Source organism: Methyloversatilis discipulorum (assembly GCF_018780585.1).
GTDB classification, from domain to species: domain Bacteria; phylum Pseudomonadota; class Gammaproteobacteria; order Burkholderiales; family Rhodocyclaceae; genus Methyloversatilis; species Methyloversatilis discipulorum_B.
The window spans coordinates 17,063-39,284 of the sequence record NZ_JADMJL010000050.1; the positions used below are offsets into that span (position 1 = coordinate 17,063).

The 22,222-nt window shown below is 68.9% G+C and carries 18 protein-coding genes and 1 pseudogene; 8 read left to right on the forward strand and 11 right to left on the reverse strand.

Features of this window, described 5'->3' with window-relative positions; translation table 11 throughout:
* Window positions 1-2: 2 nt before the first annotated feature.
* Window positions 3-995, forward strand: a complete 993-nt coding sequence (locus tag IV112_RS18775; RefSeq protein WP_304006098.1) for a septal ring lytic transglycosylase RlpA family protein — start codon at window positions 3-5, stop codon at window positions 993-995.
* Here IV112_RS18775 and IV112_RS18780 read toward each other — a convergent pair.
* The 3 genes and pseudogenes from IV112_RS18780 to IV112_RS18790 all read right to left on the reverse strand — a co-directional run bounded on the left by IV112_RS18780 (window position 982) and on the right by IV112_RS18790 (window position 3,864).
* The gene (locus IV112_RS18780; protein ID WP_304006251.1) at window positions 982-1,506 is read right to left on the reverse strand and encodes a hypothetical protein; all 525 of its coding nucleotides are present in this window, start codon (window positions 1,504-1,506) and stop codon (window positions 982-984) included. The genes IV112_RS18775 and IV112_RS18780 overlap by 14 nt on opposite strands.
* 255 nt (window positions 1,507-1,761) lie before the next feature.
* Window positions 1,762-1,854: pseudogene (locus IV112_RS18785) on the reverse strand (hypothetical protein); the annotation flags it as partial.
* Between the two features lie 1,125 nt (window positions 1,855-2,979).
* Window positions 2,980-3,864, reverse strand: a complete 885-nt coding sequence (locus IV112_RS18790; protein ID WP_304006101.1) for a ChaN family lipoprotein — start codon at window positions 3,862-3,864, stop codon at window positions 2,980-2,982.
* Between the two features lie 125 nt (window positions 3,865-3,989).
* Here IV112_RS18790 and IV112_RS18795 point away from each other — a divergent pair, with 125 nt between their 5' ends.
* Genes IV112_RS18795 through IV112_RS18805 form a run of 3 tightly spaced genes read left to right on the forward strand, consistent with a single transcriptional unit; the run spans window position 3,990 to window position 8,907 of the window.
* Window positions 3,990-6,959 carry an ATP-binding protein gene (locus IV112_RS18795; RefSeq protein WP_304006103.1) on the forward strand — a complete coding sequence of 990 codons (2,970 nt, stop codon included), beginning with the start codon at window positions 3,990-3,992 and terminating at the stop codon, window positions 6,957-6,959.
* Window positions 6,956-7,324, forward strand: a complete 369-nt coding sequence (locus tag IV112_RS18800; RefSeq protein ID WP_020162885.1) for a response regulator — start codon at window positions 6,956-6,958, stop codon at window positions 7,322-7,324. Before IV112_RS18795 ends, IV112_RS18800 begins: the two co-directional genes overlap by 4 nt.
* Window positions 7,324-8,907: a sensor histidine kinase gene (locus IV112_RS18805; RefSeq protein WP_304006108.1), complete on the forward strand. Its 1,584-nt coding sequence runs from the start codon at window positions 7,324-7,326 to the stop codon at window positions 8,905-8,907. The genes IV112_RS18800 and IV112_RS18805 overlap by 1 nt, the downstream gene beginning before the upstream one ends.
* 3 nt (window positions 8,908-8,910) lie before the next feature.
* On the opposite strand, the gene IV112_RS18810 is transcribed toward IV112_RS18805, so the two are convergent.
* The 6 genes from IV112_RS18810 to IV112_RS18835 form a co-directional block, all read right to left on the reverse strand.
* Window positions 8,911-10,812 carry a M48 family metallopeptidase gene (locus IV112_RS18810; protein WP_304006110.1) on the reverse strand — a complete coding sequence of 634 codons (1,902 nt, stop codon included), beginning with the start codon at window positions 10,810-10,812 and terminating at the stop codon, window positions 8,911-8,913.
* A 70-nt stretch (window positions 10,813-10,882) separates the two neighbouring features.
* Entirely contained in the window at window positions 10,883-11,776 is an 894-nt protein-coding gene (locus tag IV112_RS18815; protein ID WP_304006113.1) for a DMT family transporter, read from the reverse strand.
* Window positions 11,777-11,778: 2 nt separating this feature from the next.
* Window positions 11,779-13,290 (reverse strand): helicase HerA-like C-terminal domain-containing protein, encoded by a 1,512-nt coding sequence (locus IV112_RS18820; RefSeq protein WP_304006116.1) that lies wholly within the window; start codon window positions 13,288-13,290, stop codon window positions 11,779-11,781.
* A 68-nt stretch (window positions 13,291-13,358) separates the two neighbouring features.
* Entirely contained in the window at window positions 13,359-14,978 is a 1,620-nt protein-coding gene (locus IV112_RS18825) for a diguanylate cyclase domain-containing protein (protein ID WP_304006119.1), read from the reverse strand.
* A complete protein-coding gene (locus tag IV112_RS18830; RefSeq protein WP_304006122.1) occupies window positions 14,968-15,402 on the reverse strand; it encodes a hypothetical protein in 435 nt (144 codons plus the stop codon). The genes IV112_RS18825 and IV112_RS18830 overlap by 11 nt, the downstream gene beginning before the upstream one ends.
* A complete protein-coding gene (locus IV112_RS18835) occupies window positions 15,402-16,619 on the reverse strand; it encodes a signal protein (protein ID WP_304006125.1) in 1,218 nt (405 codons plus the stop codon). Before IV112_RS18835 ends, IV112_RS18830 begins: the two co-directional genes overlap by 1 nt.
* Window positions 16,620-16,759: 140 nt before the next feature.
* Here IV112_RS18835 and IV112_RS18840 point away from each other — a divergent pair, with 140 nt between their 5' ends.
* The 4 genes from IV112_RS18840 to metW all read left to right on the forward strand — a co-directional run bounded on the left by IV112_RS18840 (window position 16,760) and on the right by metW (window position 19,820).
* Window positions 16,760-17,488, forward strand: a complete 729-nt coding sequence (locus IV112_RS18840; RefSeq protein WP_304006128.1) for a YebC/PmpR family DNA-binding transcriptional regulator — start codon at window positions 16,760-16,762, stop codon at window positions 17,486-17,488.
* Between the two features lie 67 nt (window positions 17,489-17,555).
* Entirely contained in the window at window positions 17,556-17,873 is a 318-nt protein-coding gene (locus tag IV112_RS18845) for a heavy metal-binding domain-containing protein (RefSeq protein ID WP_304006131.1), read from the forward strand.
* Between the two features lie 188 nt (window positions 17,874-18,061).
* Window positions 18,062-19,204: a homoserine O-succinyltransferase MetX gene (gene metX, locus IV112_RS18850; protein ID WP_304006133.1), complete on the forward strand. Its 1,143-nt coding sequence runs from the start codon at window positions 18,062-18,064 to the stop codon at window positions 19,202-19,204.
* A 13-nt stretch (window positions 19,205-19,217) separates the two neighbouring features.
* Entirely contained in the window at window positions 19,218-19,820 is a 603-nt protein-coding gene (gene metW / locus IV112_RS18855) for a methionine biosynthesis protein MetW (RefSeq protein ID WP_304006136.1), read from the forward strand.
* A gap of 50 nt (window positions 19,821-19,870) precedes the next feature.
* Here the strand turns inward: metW and IV112_RS18860 are convergent, their stop codons facing one another.
* Window positions 19,871-21,262 carry an AmpG family muropeptide MFS transporter gene (locus IV112_RS18860; protein ID WP_304006138.1) on the reverse strand — a complete coding sequence of 464 codons (1,392 nt, stop codon included), beginning with the start codon at window positions 21,260-21,262 and terminating at the stop codon, window positions 19,871-19,873.
* A 95-nt stretch (window positions 21,263-21,357) separates the two neighbouring features.
* Window positions 21,358-22,215 carry an HDOD domain-containing protein gene (locus IV112_RS18865; RefSeq protein ID WP_304006141.1) on the reverse strand — a complete coding sequence of 286 codons (858 nt, stop codon included), beginning with the start codon at window positions 22,213-22,215 and terminating at the stop codon, window positions 21,358-21,360.
* Window positions 22,216-22,222 lie beyond the last annotated feature (7 nt).

Here is a 22,222-nt window from a genome sequence, read left to right on the forward strand (position 1 = left end):
TCGTGCACATCCGTGGCCTGCTCGCGCTGCTGTCGGCCGCCGCCGTGCTCGCCGGCTGTGCCGGTGCGCCGCCGGTGACCGAGGTCGAGCCGGACCCGGCGCCGGTCGTGCGTACACCGCCGGGCGAGGCGGCGAAGCCGGCGCCACCGCCGGCCGCCCGGCGCGGCGGCGGCTACTATCTGGACGACGGCCCGGGCGACAACGCGCCGGACGCCGCCACGCTGGCCGCCATCCCCGACGCCGTGCCGCGCGACGAACCCTTGCACCGCTTTGCCAACCGGCCATACAGCGCACTTGGCATGCGCTTCGTGCCGATGACCGAAGCGAAGCCTTTCCGTCAGCGGGGCCGGGCGTCCTGGTACGGCCGCAAGTTCCACGGCCAGAAGACCTCCATCGGCGAGGTGTACGACATGTACGCGATGACCGCCGCGCACGCGACACTGCCGATTCCGAGCTACGCCCGCGTCACCCATCTGGCCAGTGGCCGCTCGGTCGTCGTGCGGGTGAATGACCGCGGCCCGTTCAAGCCGGGCCGGGTGATCGACCTGTCGTGGACCGCCGCCGCCAAGCTTGGCTACGTGAACGACGGCAGTGCCGAAGTCGAGGTCGAGGCGGTGTTCGCCGAAGGCAGCCCGGGCGACCTGCTGGCGCGTCGCGCCGCCGGACGGCCGGAAGTGCAGCGCACGCCGCCGGTCGAGCGTGCCGCCGCCGATGCGGACGTGATTGCCGCACTGTCGGCCGAAGCCGCGCCAGCGGCGGCCGACACCGGTCACTGGCTGCAGCTGGGCGCCTTTGCCGGCCTCGACAACGCGCAGGCGCTGAGCCGGCGTGTCGTCGACGGGCTGGCCGAACTGGCCGACCGGGTGCGGGTGAACAGTGACGGCAGCCGCCACCGCGTGCAGGCCGGTCCCTTCGCCAGCCGCGAAGCGGCCGAATCGGCCGCCCGCCTGCTGCGCGACCGGCTGGGTCTGGACGCGCTGCTCATCGCGCGCTGAGCGCGCACACCCGGGTCCACTGCGTCTGCGCCGGCCACTGGCCGCGCGCACTGGCGCGTCCGTCCTTGATCACCACCCAGCCCTGCTGACCGTAGTGCGGCAACGCCCGCCGGGCCGCCGTCAGCGCGTCGGCGTCGCGCGCGGCGACCAGCGCCAGCGTGCCGCCGGCGGCGCTGCGCTGGGCCCAGGCCACCACGTCGCCGTCGCGCGGGCGGGCTGGCAAGCCGTGCTGGGCCAGCCAGCGGTCGAGGTCGGCGCTGCGGCCGATCACCATGCGGGCGCTGCGCCCGGGTGCGGCGTCTGCGCCCAGCCGCGGCGGCGGCGCGTCCAGCCAGTCGCCGACCAGTGCGTCGGCCGCCGCGCCGAAGCGTGCGTCACCGCCGTCGAGCACGGTCAGCGCCAGCGTGCTGTCCAGCGTCGCCTCGCGCAGGATGGGCGGTGCCTCGCCCGGGCGCAGCCGGCGCGCGGTGCGGAAGTCCGGGTCGACCGCCAGCTCGGCGCAGCCCTTCAACGGCAGCGTGAAGGACTGCTGCGGCCGGTCGACCGTCAGCGTTTCGATGCGCAGCGCGCCGCTGTCCGGGTCGCGCAGGTGCAGCGGCAGGCCGGGCGGATAGGGCGGCGCCGGCTGCGCCAGCGTCAGCGTCACGCTGTCGGTACCGGGTCTGACCCCGTCCAGTCGCGGTTCGGCCAGACCGCGGCCCTCTACCCATTCGGCGAAGAAGCGGCGCAGGTCGCGGCCGGACGCCTGCTCGAAAGCGAGGCGCAGATCGTCCCAGCCGGCGCGGCGGTGACGATGGGTGGACCAGAAGGTGCGCAGCGCGCGGTCGAAGGATGCCGTACCCAGCGTGTCGCGCAGCATCAGGAACACCAGGGCCGCCTTGTGATAGCCGATGGCTTGCGACGCGTCGTGCGTGCGGCCGCCGAAGTCGGCCAGGCTGTCGTGCGCTGCCGGCGCCAGCGCCGACAGGCCGCGCAGCCAGTCCAGGCGCAGCGTGCGCCACGTCGTCGCCCTGTGCTTCGCGCTGCGCGTAGTCGGCGACGAAAGTGGTCAGGCCTTCCGACCAGTTGCCGCTGTCCGGCGCCAGATGCACGCCGTTGCCCCACCAGTTGTGCGCGATCTCGTGCGGCAGCGAGGTGTGGCGGATGAAGGGCAGGCGCAGCACGTCGATGCCGAGGTAGGTGAGGCCGGCCATGCCGAAGCCGGTCGGCGTCGGCGACGAGGCGATGCTGAAGCGGCTGTACGGGTAGTCGCCGAAGCGTGCCTCGAACTGCGTCAGTGCCTGCGCCGCGGCGTCGAGATAGCCCTCGGCTTCGGCCGCCAGTTCCGGATGGAACAGCGTGACCAGCGTCAGCGTGCGGCCGTCGCGGGCGCGCAGCGCGCGCGTCGTCTGCTGCCACGGGCCGGCCATCAGGTCGGCGCCCTCGCCGTCCTGGCGCGCGTCGAAGCGCTGACTGCGGCGGCTGTCGCGCACCGTGTCCTGCGTCAGGTCGCCCGGCGCCAGCGCGCGTTGTGTGGCGGGCAGGTCGACGGTGAGCGCGTAGCGGTGCAGCAGCGGGCCAGCGCTGTCATAGGGCAGCGGATACCAGGCGCCGCCGGCCGGCAGGAAGCTGCCTGCTTCGCCGATCTGTGGCGCGAAGGCGGTCAGCGTGTCGCGATGGCGGGCGGCGCTGTCCGGCGCCTGTGCGCGGATCTGCCAGCGCAGTTCGAGCTGGCGTTCGCGCGGGGCAGCGGCGAGGTCGATGCGCCACTGCCCGCCGTCGCGCGCCGCGCTCAGCGGGCGGCCGTCGAGCTGCATCAACTCGATGCGGTGGGCGCCGTCCATGCGCAGCGCCACTGCTTCGCCGGCCGGCAGCACGATGCGGGCGGCGGCGTCCAGCGTGCCGCTGGCCGGCGCCAGCCGGGCGGTGATCGCATACTGCGGTGCGGCCAGCGCGCTGCCGCAGCACAGCGTGCAGGCGACGGCCAGCCGGTGCAGCGCGCGCATCAGTGCCGGGTGTCCTGTACCGCCGGCACGATGCCGAACACGGCGTCGGCAACGCCGGCGACCAGATCGCCGCAGTCGGCGTCGCTGTCCCACGGCAGCAGGCTGCCGACATCGGCCACGCCGAGTGCGCGCAGCTGGTGTTCGACGCCGTGACCGTGGATGACGTGGCCGCTGCCCATCAGGCCGACCACCAGCGCCTGCGGGTGTTCGCGCGCCGCCGCCACCAGCGCCTCGGCCATCGCACGGTCCCACAGCAGCTGGCCCTGCATGAAGCGCACGAACGCCTCGTTCGACGCCGCCTGCGCCTGCGGCATGTGATCGCTCCAGATCTGCTTGAGCCAGTTGCGGTAGTTGTCCGGAGCCTCGGCCGGATCACCGACGCCTTCGCGCCGGGCGGGCGGTACGCCGGCAAGACCCCGCTTCGACACCTCGCGCACCACCTGGCGTTCGATGTTCAGCGCGCGCATCGGCAGCCGGTGCTCGCGCGCGAAGCGGAAGATGCCGGCGTACAGCGCCGGTGGCACGCCCCAGGTGCGCTTCCAGCCGGTGCGCTCGAACAGCGCCGTCTCGTCGAGGTCGCCACGCACCCAGGCGTCGAGCACCGGCTGGGCGTTGCGCGGCAGCATTTCCAGGCCGATCACCATCTGCGGGCGCCGCGCGTGCAGCGCGCGCAGCGTGTCGAGCTGCCAGTCATGGTGAGCGGCGACGTCGTGCGTTTCGCCGAGCAGCAGCACGCTCTGTGCGCTGGCGCGGGCGAGCACGCTGCCGGCGTCGAGTTCACCCTTGCCCGGAGCGATCCAGCGGCCCGGCGGGACGCACTGGGCGGCAAGGGCGGGCTGCAGGAAGGCCACAAGAATGAGGCCGAAGCGGAGCAGGCGTGTCATCGTGGTCGACGAGGGTTAAGGGCTGGGCGGTGGACGTCGCGCCGCGTCCATCGTTCCTTGTGCCGATAGGTCGCGGTGCCGGAAGGACGCTAAGATGCGCCGACCATTCACTGCCGCAGCATATCGTGTCTGCATCTCCGCGCGCCTCGTTGCACCCGCTCCGCTACGTCGCCAGCGCGGCCGCCTGTGCACTGGCGACCCAGGTCGATCCGCTGCTCGGCCTGTCCGACGGCCAGCCGCCGGTTCTGCAGATCGGCCTCGGCGTTGCCTTCGCCGTGGTACTGCTGTTCGGCCTCGCCCACGCGCTGCCGGTCATGCTGGTGACGCTGGTGCAGGGCGTGCTGGCCGGGCAGACGCCGCTGGCAGCGACGCTGAATGCGGCACTGATCGGCGTCCTGGTCTGCGTCGGCACGCAGGTGCTGCGCACCTTCCCGCTGCAGCCCTACCCGCGCATGCGCGCCGACCACTACGCCTGGTTCATCGGCGTTGCGCTGCTGCTGGCCATCGCCCGCGGCGCCAGCGACGCCTGGACGTCGGGCGCCCCCTTCTATCTGTCGGACTGGACGCTGCACGCGGCCGCCCACTTCGCCGGCACGCTGCTGGTGGTGCAGCTGGTCGCCGGCTGGATCGGCCGCCTGCAGCTGCAGCGGCTGATCGCCGACCTGCTGACCGTGCTGCCCTGGCTGCTGCTGACGCTGGGCGTGACGGCCGCCCTCTTCCTGCGCGTGCTCGATGGTCCCGAGCCCTACATGCTCGTGCTGCCGGCGGTTTTGGTGTGGTCGGCGATCCGCCTCAAGGTGCGCTGGATGAGCCTGTTGCTGGTGCTGATGAACGCGGTCGCGCTGTACGGCACGCAGACCGGACTCGGCCCCTTCGGCAGCGAGACGCCGCTGCGCGCGCTTCTGCTGCTGCAGGCCTTCGTCATCACGATGTCGATCGCGCCCTATTCGCTGTCGATCACGCTGAACGAGCGCGCCGCCGCGTCGCGTCGCGCGCGTACCCGTGAGGCGCAGCTGCTCGACCTGTTCGACGGCTCGATCCAGGGCATCCTGATCCATCGCCAGTTCCAGCCGCTGTACGCCAACCGGCGCGCGGCTGAACTGCTCGGCTTCCAGTCGGTAGCCGACCTGATGGGGCAGCACTCGCTGGCCGACATGGTGGTGGCCGACGACCTGCCGGTCATTTCCAGCGACAGCAACCGCCGCCTGCTCGCCTCCGGCCGTGTGCTGCCGATGCAGCTCGACGTCGTGCGCATCGACGGCCAGCGGCGCACGCTGGATTCGGTCATCCGCCAGGTCAGCTGGGACGGCGCCCAGGCCATCCAGGCCACCTTCATCGACGTGACCGACGACCTGCGTGCGCGGCGCGAACAGCGCGCACGGCTCGAACGGCAGGACGGCCAGCTCGCGGCCATCATGCGCCTCAGCGTCGATCATGCACTGTCGGCCGGTGACGACGCTGCGCTCGCGACGCTGACCGAGGTGGTTGCCGACGCGCTGTCGGTGAGCCGCGCCGGCGTGTGGCGGCTGGACGTCGACACCGGCCGGCTGCGCTGCATGGACCTGTACGACCGCCGCCGGATCGACGTTGATCGCGGCCATGTCTCCGGCGCCGTGCTGGCGGCGTCCGCCTTCCCCGACTATTTCGCCGCGTTGCGCAGCGGCCGCACCATCGCTGCCGCCGATGCGCGCCGCGATCCGCAGGTGCACGAATTCACCGGCGGTTACCTCGACGCCGAGGGCGTCAGCGCCATGCTCGACGCGCCGGTCTTTCTCGACGGCCGGTTGGCTGGCGTCGTCTGTCTCGAACATACCGGCGACGTGCGCGAGTGGGCGCACGACGAACAGCGCTTCGCCGGCGAGGTGGCGACCTTGCTCGGCCGCTTCCTGGTCGCGCGCGAGCGGCACCGGGCGCAGGCGGAGCAGGTCAGGCTGTCGGCCATCCTCGACGCGACGCCGGACTACGTGTCCACGGTGGACACCGATCTGCGCATCACCTACCTGAATCTGTCCGCGCGGCGCACGGTCGGCCTGACCGGCTCTGGCCTGCCCGACAAACTGCTGGTGGGCGATCTCTACCCGCCGGATGCCTACCGTCACTACCTCAAGATCGAGCTGCCGGCGGTCATGAAGGACGGCATCTGGGTCGGCGAGACACGGCTGCGAAAGCACGGTGGCGGCAGCGTGCCGATGTCGGCGGTACGCGTCGCCCACCGCGACGCCGATGGCCGGGTGCAGTTCATTTCCAGCGTGCTGCGCGACATCAGCGACATCAAGCGCAACGAACAGGCACTGCGTGTGGCCAACGAAACGCTGGAACAGCGGGTGAGCGAACGCACCGCGGAACTTGCGCAGGCCAACGAGCGACTGAAGGATCTCGACCGGCTGAAATCGATGTTCATTGCTTCGATGTCGCACGAACTGCGCACCCCGCTCAATTCCATCATCGGCTTCACCGGTGTGGTGCTGGCCGGCATGGCGGGCGAGCTGAACACGCGCCAGCACGACCAGCTCACCCGGGTCTATGGCTCGGCCAGGCACCTGCTGGCGCTGATCACCGACGTGATCGACATATCGAAGATCGAAGCCGGCTTCATCGACGTGTTCGAGGAGCGCTTCGAGGTCGAGGCGGTGATCGACGAGGCGGTGCAGTCGGTGACGCCGGCCGCGCGCGAGAAGAAGCTGGACATCGAGGTGCGCGTGCCACCGGGCATCCTGGTCCAGGCGGACCGCCGCCGGCTGCTCCAATGCATACTGAATTTCGTGAGCAACGCGGTAAAGTACACCGTCGAAGGAACCATCACTGTGGAGGCGAGCGTGCGTGGCAGCTGGCTCGACATCAGCGTCGAGGATACGGGCATCGGCATGGACGATACCGGGCTGGCCCGTCTTTTCCAGCCCTTCGAACGCATCGATTCCCACCTGCGCGTGAAGACGCCCGGTACCGGGCTCGGTCTCTACCTGACGCGCAAGATCGCCACCGAACTGCTGTCCGGCAGCGTCGACGTGCAGAGCACGCCGGGCGTGGGCAGCCGCTTCACGCTGCACCTGCCGCGCGAGGGCTCGGGCCGTGCGACGGAGGGCAGCCGTCCGTGAAGACCGCGCTGGTGATCGAGGACAACGAGAACAACCTCGAACTGATCACATTCATCCTGCACGCCGGAGGGTACGGTACGCGCTGCGCGATGACCGGGCTGGAGGGGGTTGCCGAGGCGCTGCGCGAGCGCCCGGATTTCATCCTGCTCGACATCCAGCTGCCGGACATCGACGGTATCGAGGTCGCCCGCCGCATCCGCGCGGCCGAGGGCTGGCCGCCGATTCCGATGATCGCCATCACCTCGTTCGCGATGGCCGGTGACCGCGAGCGCGTGCTGGCCGCCGGCTGCAACGGCTACATCGAAAAACCCATCGACCCGCTGCGGGTGATGAAACAGATCGAAGACGTACTGGCCCGAGCCTGATGGACATCCTGATCGCCGAAGACGACGAGAACTCTCGCCTGATGCTCAGCGCCGCGCTGGAATCGCGCGGCCACGCCGTGCGCACCGCGGCCGACGGGCGCGCCGCGCTCGAACTGGCCAAGGCGCAGCCGCCCGACCTCATCGTGTCCGACATCCTGATGCCGGAACTCGACGGCTACGGCCTGTGCCGCGCGGTGCGTGCTCACCCGCAGCTGGCCGCCATCCCGTTCGCCTTCTACACCGCCACCTTCACCGACCGCCGCGACGAGGAACTGGCCTACCGGCTGGGCGCCGACCGCTTCCTGGTCAAGCCCTGCGAGATCGGCGCCCTGATCGCCGAGCTGGAGGCGCTGGGCAGCCGTGGCCCGCAGCGACCGGTGGTCGGCGATGCCGACGCGCTGTACGCCGAGCGACTGCGCGACAAGCTGGACAAGAAGATCAACGAGCTCGAAGCCGAACGCACGCGGCTGCGCGATTTCGCCGAGGCGGCGGCCGACTGGTTCTGGGAAACCGACGCCGAGCGCACCATTGTGTACACGTCGGACGGCGCCTGGCCGCTGCGCGGCCTGTCGCTGAACGCGTTGTTCGCGATGCGCCGGCCCGGCCCGCAGCGGCACGACGACATCGCGCTGCTGACGCAGGAATTCCGTCCCTTCCGCGACATCGTGATCGACTGGCGACAGCAGGACGGCGGCGTGCGCATCATGGCGCTGTCCGGCCGTCCGTGGCGCGATGCGGCGGGCCAGATCGGCGGCTACCGCGGCAGCGCCCGCGACGTCAGCCGCCAGGTCAAGGCGGAAGAGGATCTGCGCGCGCTCAATCACGAGCTGGACGAGCGCGTGCGCAGCCGCACCTCCAGCCTGAAGGCCGCGTTCGAGGAACTGGAAAGCTTCAGCTACTCGGTGTCGCACGATCTGCGCGGCCCGCTGCGCGCCATTCACGGCTTCGCCAGCGTGCTGGAGTCGGAAATGACACGGCCAGACGTGAGCGGCCTGGGCAAGGCGAGTTTCGACGCGCTGTCGCGCATCCTGCGCGCCGCGTTGCGCATGGAGCATCTGGTCGACGACCTGCTCGAACTGTCGCGCGTGACGCGGATGCCGCTGCAGCGCCAGCCGGTCGACCTCAGCGCGCTGGCGCAGGAGATCGCCGACACGCTGCACGCCAGCGACCCGCGGCGCGACTGCGCCATCGTCATCCAGCCCGGCATGCTGGTGGCTGGCGACGTCGGCCTGCTGCGGATCGCACTCGACAACCTGCTGCGCAACGCGTGGAAGTTCTCGTCGCCGGTGCCGCACGGGAGCATCGAGGTCGGCGCCGAAGGCCGCGGTCAGCAGGCGGTGATCTACATACGCGACAACGGCGTCGGCTTCGACATGGCGCACGCCGACAAGCTGTTCAATCCCTTCATCCGGCTGCATCGCGAGGGTGAGTTCGAAGGCACCGGCATCGGCCTGGCGCTGGTCCAGCGCATCATCCGCCGCCACAACGGCCGCGTCTGGGCGCGGGCCGAGCCCGGCAAGGGCGCCACCTTCTGTTTCACGCTGGGCGAGAGCGACGCCGAACTGCCACCGATCGCCGCCTGAGGTTCAGTTTCCGCTGTCGAGCGGCAGCGCGTCGACGCCCAGCGCGCGGATGCGCTTGCGCCAGCCGCGGAAGGCCTTCGCGCCGAGCGGCACCACGTGCAGCGACACCGGATAGTCCGCCGCCGCCAGCGTCCGCGCCAGCTTGCCGAGCGCTTCTTCGCTGCGCAGCCAGCGCCGTGTCATGTCGAAAGCCAGCACGTAGGCACGCGCCCGCGGGTCGGCGGCGATCGGTCGGCGCAGCAGGAAGACGCGGGCGAGGCGATCGACGTGCGGCAGCACGGCGCGCACGATGTCCGCTTCGGTCTCCGGCGACAGGTCGTGCCGACCGAGTTCGCACTTCGGGTCCAGCGTGTCCATTTCGTGCTGCACGCCGGCGAGATGTGCCTGCAGTCTTTCCCAGCGTTCGCGGTACAGGTCGGCGCGCACCGGGTCGCGCGTGCGCAGCCAGCGCCAGATCGTTTCGCAGCCGGCGAGTATCGCGTCGGCGTGGGCCTGCATCACCGCCTCGATGTCGTCGATGCCGCCGGCGTCATCGGCGTCCAGTTTCAGATCGCCGAGCGCGAAGCGGGCCGCAAGGTGGTCCGGCGCCCGCGCCAGCAGCGCCTCGATGGCCGGCCGCCGGTCGGCATCCGGTTCCAGTTCTGCAGTCAGCTGCAGCAGCGTCCATTCATCCTCGACGCTGCGTTCGCCGTTTTCACGCAGCGCCTGCAACTGCTGCAGGCGTTCGGCCAGATAGCTGTTGCGCTCCTGCCAGCGCGTGCGTACGTCGTCGCGCCAGCGGGCGTCGAGTACGCCGGCCAGCCGTGGCAGCGCGTCGCCCAGCCAGCGCTCGGCCGCGGTCGTGCCGATCGCCGGCAGGACGGGTGACGGCGCTTCGCCCAATGCGCGCAGGCGGTCGTTCAGGCAGGGGTGGGTGTCGCCGTAGCCGGTGCTTTCCTGCAGTACCTCGTCGCGGTAGCGGCAGGCGCGCGCTTCGTCGAGCGACGACAGCGCGCGTCGCCATTCGCCGCTCAGTGCGGAAGGCGGCTCCGCCTGCAGGCGGGCCAGACGGTCTATGCCGGGCCAGAAATCCTGCGCCTCGAAGCGCGCGGCGACGCCCACCCGCTGCAGCGCACGGGCGGCTGCGGCGGCACCGACCAGTTCGGCCGACGAGCGGTCGGCCTGGTATTCGTTGGCGCGCGCCATCACGAACGAGTAGGCGTTGAACCACGGTGCGTACCAGTCGAACAGCCGGGCGACGAGGCGGCTGCCCCAGTCGTCCCATGTCTGCGCCATCGACTGCATCTGTCCCCAGGCGCCACGCAGGCGGTAGATGAAGGCGCCGAAGCGGCCGTGGTCGCCAGCCAGATGACCGTATTCGTGGGCGACCACCGCCAGCGCCTCGTCCTCGTCCAGCGTCTGCAGCAGCGGCAGGCCCAGTATCAGGTAGTGCCGGTTCCAGCCGAACAGGCCGAGCCGCGGATGCTGCACGACGGCCGCGTTGAGCTGATCGACCAGCAGCACGTGATGGAAGACGGGCCCGTTCATCCGTCGCTGCATGTCGTCGAGGCGCTCGAACAGACGGGGCGCATCCTCGCGCTTGATCTCCAGGCCCTCCGGTGCCGGGAAGCGCGCCAGCAGCATGCGGAAGGACGTCTTCAGCAGCAGCCACAGCGGCAGCGCGAGCAGGATGAGGGCCTTGCCCAGCTTCAGCGCGATCAGCGCCACCGCGCCACCGCCCTTGAACAGCATCAGTACGACGCCGGCCAGCGCACCGACCATCAGCAGGGCCATGCCGAGCACGACGGCCAGGATGACGAAGCCGAGCAGCGCCACCGCCGCCACGCGCGCGCGATAGCCCGACGGGTTGCGCGCGGCCACCGCTTCGAGGCGGTGGATCAGCTGTTCGAAACGCGATACGTCCATGCATCCATCCCTGTCCCCGGAAAGGACGATGAAAATAGCATGGCCGTATTCCGCTGCCGTGACGCTTTGCTCAGCGCCGGCCCACCCACAGCACGCCGGCGATCACCAGCACGGTGCCGGCGATCTGCAGCGCCGACACCGGTTCGGCCAGCATCCACCAGGCGAGGAAGACGGTGATGACCGGACCGGTGCTGCCGACCAGCGCGGCGGTCTGCGCGCCCATGCGGCGGATCGCCGCCGACTGCAGGAACACCGGCAGCACGGTCGAGAACAGCGCCATCGCCACCGCCAGCCACAGCACCGGTGCAGGCTGCGCCAGCGCGTCGAGCGGGCGCAGCGCGACGAAGTGCAGGCTGACCGCCACCGTCGACACCAGTGTGGCGAGCGCCGAAAAGCGCGTCGCGCCGAGCTTGCGTATCGGCGCCGCGGCACCGGTCAGGTAGATGGCGAAGCTGAGCGAGGAGCCGAACACCAGCGCGCAGCCCAGTGCAATGACGGCCGCTTCGCCGCTCACTTCGATGTCGTGTACCACGGCCAGCGCGATGCCGGCGTAGCAGAGCAGGCTGGCGACGACTTCGCGCCGCGTGATGCGGCGGCCGTGTGCCATCCAGCCGATCAGCAGCGTCAGCGTCGGGTAGGTGAACAGCACCAGCCGTTCGAGGCCGGCCGATATGTAGAGCAGGCCGTAGAAGTCCAGCATGCTGGCGCCGTAGTAGCCGAACAGGCCGAGCACGGTGACGGTCACCCAGTCGCGTGCGCTGAGCGGCGCGCCGCGCCGGGCTTCGCGCCAGGCGACGACGACGAATACCGGTGCGGCCAGCAGCATGCGCAGCGCCACCAGCGTGACCGGATCGACGCCGTGCGGATAGGCGAGCTTGGCCAGGATGGCCTTCAGCGAAAAGCCGGCCGAAGCGATGACCGCGAGCCAGATGCCGAGGCGCGCGTCGGTGGCCGGTGTCGACATCGCTACTTCCGTCGTCCGCCGAGGATGGAACCGAGCACGCCGCGCACGATTTCGCGCCCGACCGAACTGGCGATGGTGCGCGCCACCGTCTTGGCGGCCATCTGCGCGATGCCGTCGCGCTGACCGCCGCGCGGGCCGGTGGATCCGAACACGATGTCGCCCAGACCGCCGAGCAGGCCGCCGCCCGAGCCGGCCGGCGCTTCGGGCACCGGCTTGCCGGTGGCGGCCGGGTTGGCGTTTACGGCGGCTGCCAGCATTTCGTAGGCGGATTCGCGGTCCAGCGTCTGTTCGTAGCGGCCGCGCATCGGCGAGTGCTGGATCATCGCGCTGCGCTCGTCGGCGGTCAGCGGGCCGAGGCGGGACGCCGGCGGCAGCACGAAGGCGCGCTCGACCATCGACGGCCGGCCCTTCTCGTCGAGGAAGGAAATGAGCGCTTCGCCGGTGCCCAGCTCCATGATGGCCTGTTCGGCGTCGAACTTCGGGTTCTGCCGCATGGTCTGGGCGGCGGTCTTGACCGCCTTCTGGTCGCGCGGCGTGAACGCGCGCAGCGCGTGCTGCACCCGGTTGCCGAGCTGGGCCAGCACGGAATCCGGCACGTCCAGCGGGTTCTGCGTCACGAAATAGACGCCGACGCCCTTGGAGCGGATCAGTCGCACGACCTGTTCGATCTTTTCCAGCAGCGCCGGCGGCGCCTCGTTGAACAGCAGGTGGGCTTCGTCGAAGAAGAACACCAGCTTGGGCTTGTCCATGTCGCCCACTTCCGGCAGCTGTTCGAACAGTTCGGCCAGCAGCCACAGCAGGAAGGTCGAGTAGAGCTTGGGCGAGTTGTACAGGCGGTCGGCGGCCAGGATGTTGATGGTGCCGCGGCCGTGCTCGTCGAAGGTCATCAGGTCGGCGATGTCCAGCATCGGTTCGCCGAAGAAGCGGTCGGCGCCCTGTTCCTCCAGCTGCAGCAGGCCGCGCTGGATGGCGCCGATCGACGCGGTGGAAATGTTGCCGTACTGGGTCTTGAACTGCGCCGCGTTGTCGCCGACATGCTGTACCAGCGCGCGCAGGTCCTTCATGTCGAGCAGCAGCAGGCCGTGGTCGTCGGCCACCTTGAACACGATGGTGAGCACGCCGGCCTGCGTTTCGTTCAGGCCGAGCAGGCGGGCGAGCAGCAGCGGACCCATGTCGCTGACGGTGGCGCGTATCGGGTGACCGGATTCGCCGAACACGTCCCAGAAGCAGACCGGGCTCGGGTAGGGCACGAAATCGCTGATGCCCAGCATGTCGAGGCGCTGCTGCAGCTTCGGGCTGACCGTACCGGCCGCAGCCATGCCCGACAGGTCGCCCTTCACGTCGGCCATGAACACCGGTGTGCCGATGTAGGAGAAGCGTTCGGCCAGCGACTGCAGCGTGACGGTTTTGCCGGTGCCGGTGGCGCCGGTGATGAGCCCGTGGCGGTTGGCCATATTGGGCAGCAGGGCGAGCGAGAGGTCGCCGGCGCGGGCGATGTGGAGCGGTTCGGCCATGGCTTCTGTCCTCGGAGGGGATGGCGCGATGCTACCAGCGCGGCGCCCAAACCGAGCGTGAGCGCGCCCTATGACGCGAAGCGGTACTGCGACTTGCCGGCGCGCTTGGCTTCGTACATTGCGTCGTCGGCACGGCGCATCAATGCGTCCGGTGCGTCTGTCCGGGAGTCGGTGTAGGCGATGCCGACACTGGCGCCGATCTGCACCAGCTGGTTGCCGCCGGCGTCTATCGGCCGCGCCAGTGCGCTGACGATCTTGGCAGCGATGAAGCGCGCGGTGTCCGGGCTTTCCAGCGCGCACAGCACGACGACGAATTCGTCGCCGCCCAGCCGCGCGACCAGATCGGTGCGCCGTACGACCGCTTCCAGCTGTCGCGCGACCCAGCTGAGCACGCGGTCGCCGGCTTCGTGGCCCTGCGTGTCATTCACCTGCTTGAAGCCGTCGAGATCGACCAGCATCAGCGCCAGACCGCTGCCGTGCAGGTTTTCCAGCGCGCTGCTGAGGCGGTGCTCGATGCCGCGCCGGTTCAGCAGACCGGTCAGCGGGTCGCGCTCGGCCATCGCCAGCGCGCTCGCCTCGGCGCGCTTGCGTTCGGTCACGTCGTTGGCGATGCCCTGCAGCAGGCCGTCGGGCAGCGGGTTGAGCACGACGTGCAGCCAGAGCACGCCGGACTCGCCGTACTGCACGCCGAAATCGGCTGAGGTCGGCCGCTGGTCGCTCAGGGCGCGCACCATCAGCGTATCGAGCCGCGATGAGGCGTCGCCGAGCAGGGCGCCCAGCGCGTAGCTGCGATCGCTGCCCTCGCGCGCCGGCAGCCGCAGCTTGGCCGCCAGCCAGGGGTTCCAGTCGTGCAGGCGACCGGCGTTGTCGACGGTGAAGATGCCTGTTTCCGCGCTTTCGAAGATGAGCCTGAACTTGCGCTCGGACGCCTCCAGCTGTGCCCGCGTATCGCGCTCGGTGGCGAGCAGGTCGTCCATCCGCGTGATCAGCGTATTGATGTCGCCGGCCAGCCGGCCGATCTCGTCGCCGGCGTGGCCGGCCGGTACCGAAACGTGCTTGCCAACGCCGATTTCGAGGTGGTGCAGGTCATCCGACAGCTTCTTCACCGGGCGCGTGAATACGTTCAGCACCACCCAGGCCACCGACAGCACGACGAACACCAGTTCGATCAGCAGGATGATGGCGATGAAGCTCGAGTAAGCGCCGGCGTCGTGCGCGATCTTCGAACTGGCCGGCCATACCTTGAGCTCGCCCACCTGCTGGTCGGATGCGAACGGCGAGGTCAGGGGCCGGGCGAGCACCGGCAGCCGCAGTACGCCGGTGTCGTTGTCGGCCTCGCCCACCGACGCCAGCACGTGGTCGCCCTCGGTGATGACGACGCGGGCGACGGCATCGTTGAGCAGCAGGCCGCGGGCCACCTCGTTCGCCAGTTGTTCGTCGCGCGCGAAGGCGGCGACGCTGGCGGTGCGCTCGACGGTGGCCATCAGTTCCGCCAGATGCCGCTGCATCCGTTCGCGCTCTTCACGCCCGACCATGACGGTGCTGGCCAGCGCGACCAGAACGCCGACCAGCCCGCCGAAGAACAGCATCAGCAAAGTGGTCCGCCAGACCACGCTGGTCTGCAGCCGACGCGGCGAGTGCGCGGCGTCGGGCGTGCCGGGCGGGCGGGAAGCCGGTTCAGTACTCAAGGAGCAGCACCACCCGGACGCGCTTGTCCACCCGCGCGGCGTCGACATAGCCGATCGTGCCGCGCTCGGCCGCGACGCGTCGCAGCACCGACTCGGCGTCGTCGATCTGCTCCGGCGGCTGGGTCCGTCCGGAGAATTTCAGGCGCGCCCAGTAGGCGCTGATCTCGTTCATTTCGCGATTGACCAGTGCGCGGTAGAAGTCCGCGCGCAACGATTTCGTATCCAGCACGACGGCGGGCGTGCCGGACGGCAGGTGCTTGATGCGACCGAGGAACAGATGGCTTGCTTCCTCCCTGCTCAGGCTGTCCACCCCGCTCGATGGGTGAACGATGACCGCCAGCGTTTCCGCACGCGCCCATCCGCTCACGAACGCAAGAACGAGCGTGAGCAGGGTTCGTCGGGTGAACAAGTGCATCAGCGGCATCAGAAAACGAAATCCAGCACGACGGTGAACAGCGTCAGACTGGCATCGCGGACCGGCAGGCCGCTGGGGGTGATCAGTATCGACGACGATGAGGCATTGATCTTTTCGATTTGTACCTTCAAGGCGTAATCGGTGGCGAAGTCATAACGCACACCGGCGCCAAAAGTGCGCTGATTCATCGTCAGCCGGTCCACGACGCGGTCATAGACGACCTGCAGCGCAGCCGCCGGCGCCGGCAGCGTCAGCGCACTGTCGTCCGGCTCGAAGGAGATGCGTCCCCAGGTCAGATAGGGCTTCCATGCGCCGATGCGGTAGCCGGCGACCACGCTCGAACCCCAGCCGGAATAGCGCGGAAACTGAGAGAAGGTTTCCCGCGCAAGAATGCCCTGCAGCGACCACGGGCCGTTTTCGTAGCGCGCGCTGAGACCGGCGAAGGTGATGTGGTGCGAAGTCTGGATCTGCGATGCCCGCAACTGTGCCTGCGCCAGCGGTACCGATGCCAGCGCGTCGCGCAGTTCGACCAGCGAACGGTCGCCGCGCGCGTGGATGTCGGCCCAGGCCGCCTTCAGCGTCAGCGTGTCGTTCGCCCATTCGATCGTCGCGCCCACGGTGGTCGCATCGTCCTGCGTCACCCGCTGGCCGTACAGGTAGAAGTCGCCCCGCGATTGACCGCCATACACCTTGACGCTGCCCAGTCCGTCGCCGATCGGCGTGCGCAGCGTGAGGTCGGCGCCATCGAAGCGGTCCTGCGTCACCACGCCGTACACCTCGGTCGGCGGTCGCGCCGCGGTGTAGGCATAGCCGACGTGGCGTGAGTCGCCTTCGAGGTAGATGTCGGCGCCGAGCCGGCCGGCGCGCAGTTCCAGCCAGTCGGTCGGGGCGTAGCGCACGAAGCCCCAGCTCAGGATGGGCGCCCAGTTGCCTTCGCTGTTCAGGCGACTGACCGCCTGTATCGTCGTCGACCAGCGCGGATTGAAGCTGGCGTTCGCCTGCAGGCCGATGCGGGTGTCCAGACGGAAGCCCAGCTTGTCGCCCTCGATGCCGCCAGCCTGCTCCAGGTCACGCCGATAGACGACGTCCTCCTGGCTGTGATAACCGGCGCCCAGCGTTCCGAAGCCGCCGAAGTGCCACAACGGCTCGGTAGCCGGGTCGTCCGCCAGGGCGCCGCTGCTGGCGCTGATGGCCAGCAGAGCGATCAGAAGTCTTGTACTTGTCACGATTGCATTCACCCGCCGGCCACGGGGGTCGGAAAATTCCCATTCGGAATTAACGGAGTCCGGCGCAACGCTCTTGAGCCCGTCATCGGCGCTCTCGATTAAAATCGCGGCTTGCACATTTCCAACGGACGTCTTCTTTCATGGCCGGTCATTCCAAGTGGGCCAACATCCAGCATCGCAAGGGTCGTCAGGACGCCAAGCGGGGCAAGGTGTTCACCAAGCTGATCAAGGAAATCACCGTGGCAGCCCGGATGGGCGGCGGCGACCCCAACTTCAATCCGCGCCTGCGCATGGCGGTTGATAAGGCGAAGGGCGAAAACATGCCCGGCGACAACATCGATCGCGCGGTCAAGCGCGGGACCGGTGAGCTCGACGGCGCAAGCTACGAGGAAATCCGCTACGAAGGGTACGGCATCGGCGGTGCTGCTGTCATGGTCGACTGCCTGACCGACAACCGTACCCGCACCGTGGCCGACGTGCGCCACGCCTTTTCCAAGTATGGCGGCAACCTCGGCACCGACGGCTCGGTGGCTTTCATGTTCAAGCACTGCGGCCAGTTCATCTTCGCGCCCGGCACCTCCGAAGACGCGCTGATGGAAGCGGCGCTGGAAGCCGGCGCCGAGGACGTGCTGACCAACGACGACGGCTCGATCGAAGTGCTGAGCCCGCCAGCCGACTTCGTTGCGGTCAAGGACGCGCTGGAAAAGGCCGGCTTCAAGGCCGAATTCGCCGAAGTGACGATGAAGCCGCTGAACGAAAGCCCGCTGGCCGGCGACGACGCAGTGAAGATGCAGAAACTGCTGGACGTGCTGGACAGTCTGGACGACGTGCAGGAGGTCTACACCACCGCGGTGATGGACGAAGAGTAAAGTCGCCGGGGTAAGGTCGCCAGGGTCTTTCGCCCAGGATGTTTCGCATAGTCACCGGAGAACGCCAATGCTGCTCACCACCACGCCCACGCTCGAAGGCCGGCCCATCCGCCAGTACCACGGCGTGGTGACCGGCGAAGCCATCATCGGCGCCAACATCTTCAAGGACCTGTTCGCCAGCGTCCGCAATGTGGTCGGCGGTCGCGCCGGCGCCTACGAAAGCACACTGGCCGACGCGCGCGAGGCGGCGATGCAGGAAATGAGCGAGGCGGCGGCGAAGCTGGGCGCCAACGCGGTGGTCGGCATCGACATCGACTACGAAGTGCTGGGCGCCGACAACGGCATGCTGATGGTGTGCGTGAGCGGTACCGCGGTCAGCGTGTGACGCGCCGCACGATTGACAAACCCGCCTGATTCGCCAGAATGCAGGCAGTTTCCCCTGTTTCATGGCGCCGATTTGTCTCAGCTTGCGGGCGCCCGGGTTCCTCCGGCGGTGTGCTGCCGGATCTCCCTTACAAATTCGGCTAAAGCGAGGGCGAACCCGGTCCTGGCTTTGGTCAACCGGGTTTTTTCATGGCCAACGAACTATCCATCCCTGAAGACAGCGTCGGCATCGTCAGCCCGCTGTGCGCGCGTTTCGACACGCCGCTGACGCTGAAGAGCGGCGCCGTGCTGCCGGGTTTCGAGCTGATGTACGAAACCTATGGCGAACTGAACGCCGCCCGCTCGAACGCGGTGCTGGTCTGCCCGGCGCTGTCCGGTCACCACCACGCAGCCGGCATCCATGCCGACGCGCCGAAGAACACCGGCTGGTGGGACAACCTGATCGGCCCGGGCAAGCCGCTCGACACGCGCAAGTTCTTCGTCATCAGCGTGAACAATCTTGGCGGCTGTCACGGCTCGACCGGCCCGATGAGCACCAATCCGGAAACCGGCAAGCCCTGGGGGGCGGATTTCCCGGTGGTGACGGTCGAGGACTGGGTGGCGGCGCAGTCCTTGCTGGCCGACAGGTTGGGCATCGACTGCTGGGCGGCCATCATCGGCGGCAGCCTGGGTGGCATGCAGGCGATGGCGTGGTCGATTCACCTGCCGGCGCGCGTGCGCCACGCGCTGGTGATCGCATCGGCACCCAAGCTGACGGCGCAGAACATCGCCTTCAACGAAGTGGCGCGCCAGGCCATCATCACCGACCCGGATTTCCACGGCGGCCACTTCTACGAACACAACACGCTGCCGCGTCGCGGTCTGCGGCTGGCGCGCATGCTGGGCCACATCACCTACCAGTCGGACGACCTGATGGCCGAGAAATTCGGCCGCCGGCTGCGCGAGGGCGGACGCAAGTTCAGTTTCGAGGTCGAGTTCGAGGTCGAGTCCTATCTGCGCTACCAGGGCGACAAGTTCGCCGGCAGCTTCGACGCCAACACCTATCTGCTGGCCACCCGCGCGCTCGACTACTTCGACCCGGCGCACGACGCCGGCGGCGATCTGGCGGCCGCCTTCGCGCCGGCCACTGCCGACTACCTGCTGGTGTCCTTCTCGACCGACTGGCGCTTTGCGCCGTCGCGCTCGCGCGAAATCGTCGATGCGCTGATGCGCAAGGGTCGCAACGTGAGCTACGCCGAAATCGAATCGTCGGCCGGCCACGATTCCTTCCTGCTCGACGACCCGCACTACCATGCAGTGCTGCGTGCGTATTTCGACAACATTACGGTGTGAGGCGGGTACTGACATGACTGCACTGGACGGACGCATAGACTACGACGTGATCGCCGACTGGGTGAGCCCGGGCGCGCGCGTGCTCGACCTCGGCTGCGGCGACGGCGCCTTGCTGCGCCACCTGAAGGACAGCCGCGGCGCCAGCGGCTACGGCGTCGAGATCGATATCGAGCGCGTGATCAGCTGCATGCGCAACGGCATCAACGTGCTGCAGATCGACCTGGAAAAGGGGCTGTACGACTTCGTCGACCAGAGCTTCGATCTGGTCATCATTTCGAACGCGCTGCAGACCCTGCACCGCACCGAAAAGCTGCTGACCGAAATGCTGCGGGTGGGCCGCGAGGCGGTCGTGAGCTTCCCGAATTTCGCGTTCTGGAAGCACCGCATGGCCATCATGGACGGCCACATGCCGGTGTCCGACCGCCTGCCCTACCAGTGGTACGACACGCCCAACGTCCGCTTCTTCACCATCGCCGACTTCGAAGCGCTGTGCGAAAAGCTGGGCATCGAAATCCGCGAGCGCCTGGTGCTCGACGATGCCGGCCAGCCGGTGCAGGAAGAGCCGAACTTTCTTGGCAGTTTTGCGCTGTACAGATTGGGAGGGGCTAGAGGCTAGGGGTCAGGGGCTAGAGGAAGCATGCGGGCGGCTTCTCCGCCCGGAATTCGCTAGCCCCTAGCCTCTCCTCCCGAGTCCCTGCCCCGCGCCCTCCCCGCAAGCACCACCAGTCCCAGCACCGGCACGCCCAGCAGCGCGGTGGCGGTGAAGAAGGCTTCGTAGCCGTGGGCGTCGACATAGACGCCGGAAAAGCCGGCGATGAACTTCGGCAGCAGCAGCATCAGCGAACTGAACAGCGCGTACTGGGTGGCCGAGTAGGCCACGTTCGTCAGCCCCGACAGATAGGCGACAAAGGCCGAAGAGGCGATGCCGGCCGACAGGTTGTCGGCGGAGATCGCGAAGATGAGCCCGTTCACGTCGTGGCCGCGGCCGGCCAGCCAGACGAACAGCAGATTGGTTGCCGACGACAGCGCGGCGCCGAGGAACAGCGTCTTCATGACGCCAATGCGCGCCGTCAGCACGCCGCCGATCACCGCGCCGACGATGGTCATGCCGACGCCGTACACCTTGGCCACGTTGGCCACTTCGTCCTTGGTATAGCCCATGTCCACGTAGAAGGCGTTGGCCATGATGCCCATCACCACGTCGGAAATGCGGTAGGTGCCGATCAGTGCCAGCAGCAGCACCGCGTGCCAGCGATAGCGGCGGATGAAATCGACGAAGGGCGACACCACGGCGCCGTGCACCCAGGCGGCGGTGGCCAGCAGCGGGCCGTGCAGTCCTTCATGCGCCAGCCACTCGCGGGTGCGCGCCTCGCGCTGCACGGTGTCCGCCGACACCGGCGCGTCCGGCTCGCGGATCAGCAAGGTCGTCAGGATGCCGACGCCCATGCTGGCCGCCATGATCAGATAGGCGAAGCGCCAGGGTGCGTGTTCGTAGGCGGTATCGGTCGCATCGACCGAGGCGGCCAGCCACAGCACGCCGGCCGAGGCGGCAATCATCGCGATGCGGTAGCCGCCCTGGTAGGTGGCCGCCATCGCGCCCTGCAGCCGTTGCTCGACCGCCTCGATGCGGTAGGCGTCCAGCGCGATGTCCTGCGTGGCGGAGGCGAAGGCCACCGCCAGCGCGCACCACACCATGCGTTCCAGCGCCTGCGCCGGATCGGTGTTGGCCATGCCGAACAGCGCGCCAGCGATGGCCAGCTGCGACAGCAGCAGCCAGCTGCGCCGCCGCCCGAGCAGCCGGGTCAGGCCGGGCAGCGGCAGGCGGTCTACCAGCGGCGACCATACCCATTTGAAGCCGTAGGCCAGACCTATCCAGCTGAAATAGCCGATGGTCGAGCGGTCGATGCCCGCTTCACGCAGCCAGTAGGACAGCGTGCCGAGCACCAGGATGAGCGGCAGTCCGGCGGAAAAGCCGAGGAAAAGCATGCCGATGACGCGCGGGTGCGCATACACCTTGAGGCTGTCGAGCCAGCCGGCGGCAGGGGAAGTGGGGATCAAGGGCGGACGGAGTGAGACGGCAGGTAAGCGGGAAGATACCAGTGCCCGCGCCTTCCGTCCGGTCTGCGGCGGGTCGTGATGCGCCGATCAGGCGACTACGCGTATTCGGAGAAGAACAGTCCCATCACCGCGGCCAGCGAGCTGCCCGCCTCCGCGCAGGCGCCTTCGAAGGCCTGCGGCTCCAGCCGGGTGATCTGCCAGGCGGCCGGCGAGGCCGAGGCAACGATGCGGGCCGAATCAATCAGCTCCGCGTCGTAGCCGACCGCGTGCCGCGCAAGATGCAGCAGCGACGCTTCGAATTCGTGCGGCGCGCCGTGCGCCGGATCGATCTGGGCGCCAATGGCGACGGCAAAGCTGCGTGGCAGCCGCCATTCGGTCAGCAGCGCTTCGCCCACCGCGGCGTAGTCGCAGCCGACGATCTCGCGTTCCAGATGCTCGATTGGCGCGCCCGATGCACGGCTGTCGACCAGCGCCTGTTCCGACTCCTGCGGCACGTGCATGTACATGACCATGTGGCCGATGTCGGCCAGCATGCCGCCGACGAACAGCCGCTCGGCGTCGAGCAGGCCGCAACTCTTGGCGGCCGCGCGCGACAGCAGGCCGCGCATCGCCGAGGCCCGCCAGAAGCGGGCGACATCCATGCGCTCCGGGCGCATGCCGGCGAATACGGCGGTCACCGTCGTCGCCAGCACGATGTCGTGCACCTGCTGCATGCCGAGCACGCTCACCGCGCGCTGCATCGTTTCGATCTTGCCGGGGAAGCCATAGAACACGCTGTTGACGACGCGCAGCACACGCATCGTGATGCCAGGGTCGGCCGCCACCACCTTGGCCAGTTCGATCACCGAGCCATCCGGGTCGTCGATGACCTGCTTCACCCGATGGTAGATGGCAGGCAGCGTGACCAGTTCGGTCGTTCTGCGCGCCAGTTCCTGTGCGGAGTGTGTGGTCATCGGGGGA

Excerpts from the sequence above, each read along its gene's own strand:
- IV112_RS18810 (WP_304006110.1), bottom strand. The coding sequence starts at position 10,812 with ATGGACGTATCGCGTTTCGAACAGCTGATCCACCGCCTCGAAGCGGTG.
- IV112_RS18820 (WP_304006116.1), bottom strand. The coding sequence starts at position 13,290 with ATGGCCGAACCGCTCCACATCGCCCGCGCCGGCGACCTCTCGCTCGCC.
- IV112_RS18815 (WP_304006113.1), bottom strand. The coding sequence starts at position 11,776 with ATGTCGACACCGGCCACCGACGCGCGCCTCGGCATCTGGCTCGCGGTC.
- metX (WP_304006133.1), top strand. The coding sequence starts at position 18,062 with ATGGCCAACGAACTATCCATCCCTGAAGACAGCGTCGGCATCGTCAGC.
- IV112_RS18805 (WP_304006108.1), top strand. The coding sequence starts at position 7,324 with ATGGACATCCTGATCGCCGAAGACGACGAGAACTCTCGCCTGATGCTC.
- IV112_RS18840 (WP_304006128.1), top strand. The coding sequence starts at position 16,760 with ATGGCCGGTCATTCCAAGTGGGCCAACATCCAGCATCGCAAGGGTCGT.
- IV112_RS18845 (WP_304006131.1), top strand. The coding sequence starts at position 17,556 with ATGCTGCTCACCACCACGCCCACGCTCGAAGGCCGGCCCATCCGCCAG.
- metW (WP_304006136.1), top strand. The coding sequence starts at position 19,218 with ATGACTGCACTGGACGGACGCATAGACTACGACGTGATCGCCGACTGG.
- IV112_RS18830 (WP_304006122.1), bottom strand. The coding sequence starts at position 15,402 with ATGCCGCTGATGCACTTGTTCACCCGACGAACCCTGCTCACGCTCGTT.
- IV112_RS18865 (WP_304006141.1), bottom strand. The coding sequence starts at position 22,215 with ATGACCACACACTCCGCACAGGAACTGGCGCGCAGAACGACCGAACTG.
- IV112_RS18790 (WP_304006101.1), bottom strand. The coding sequence starts at position 3,864 with ATGACACGCCTGCTCCGCTTCGGCCTCATTCTTGTGGCCTTCCTGCAG.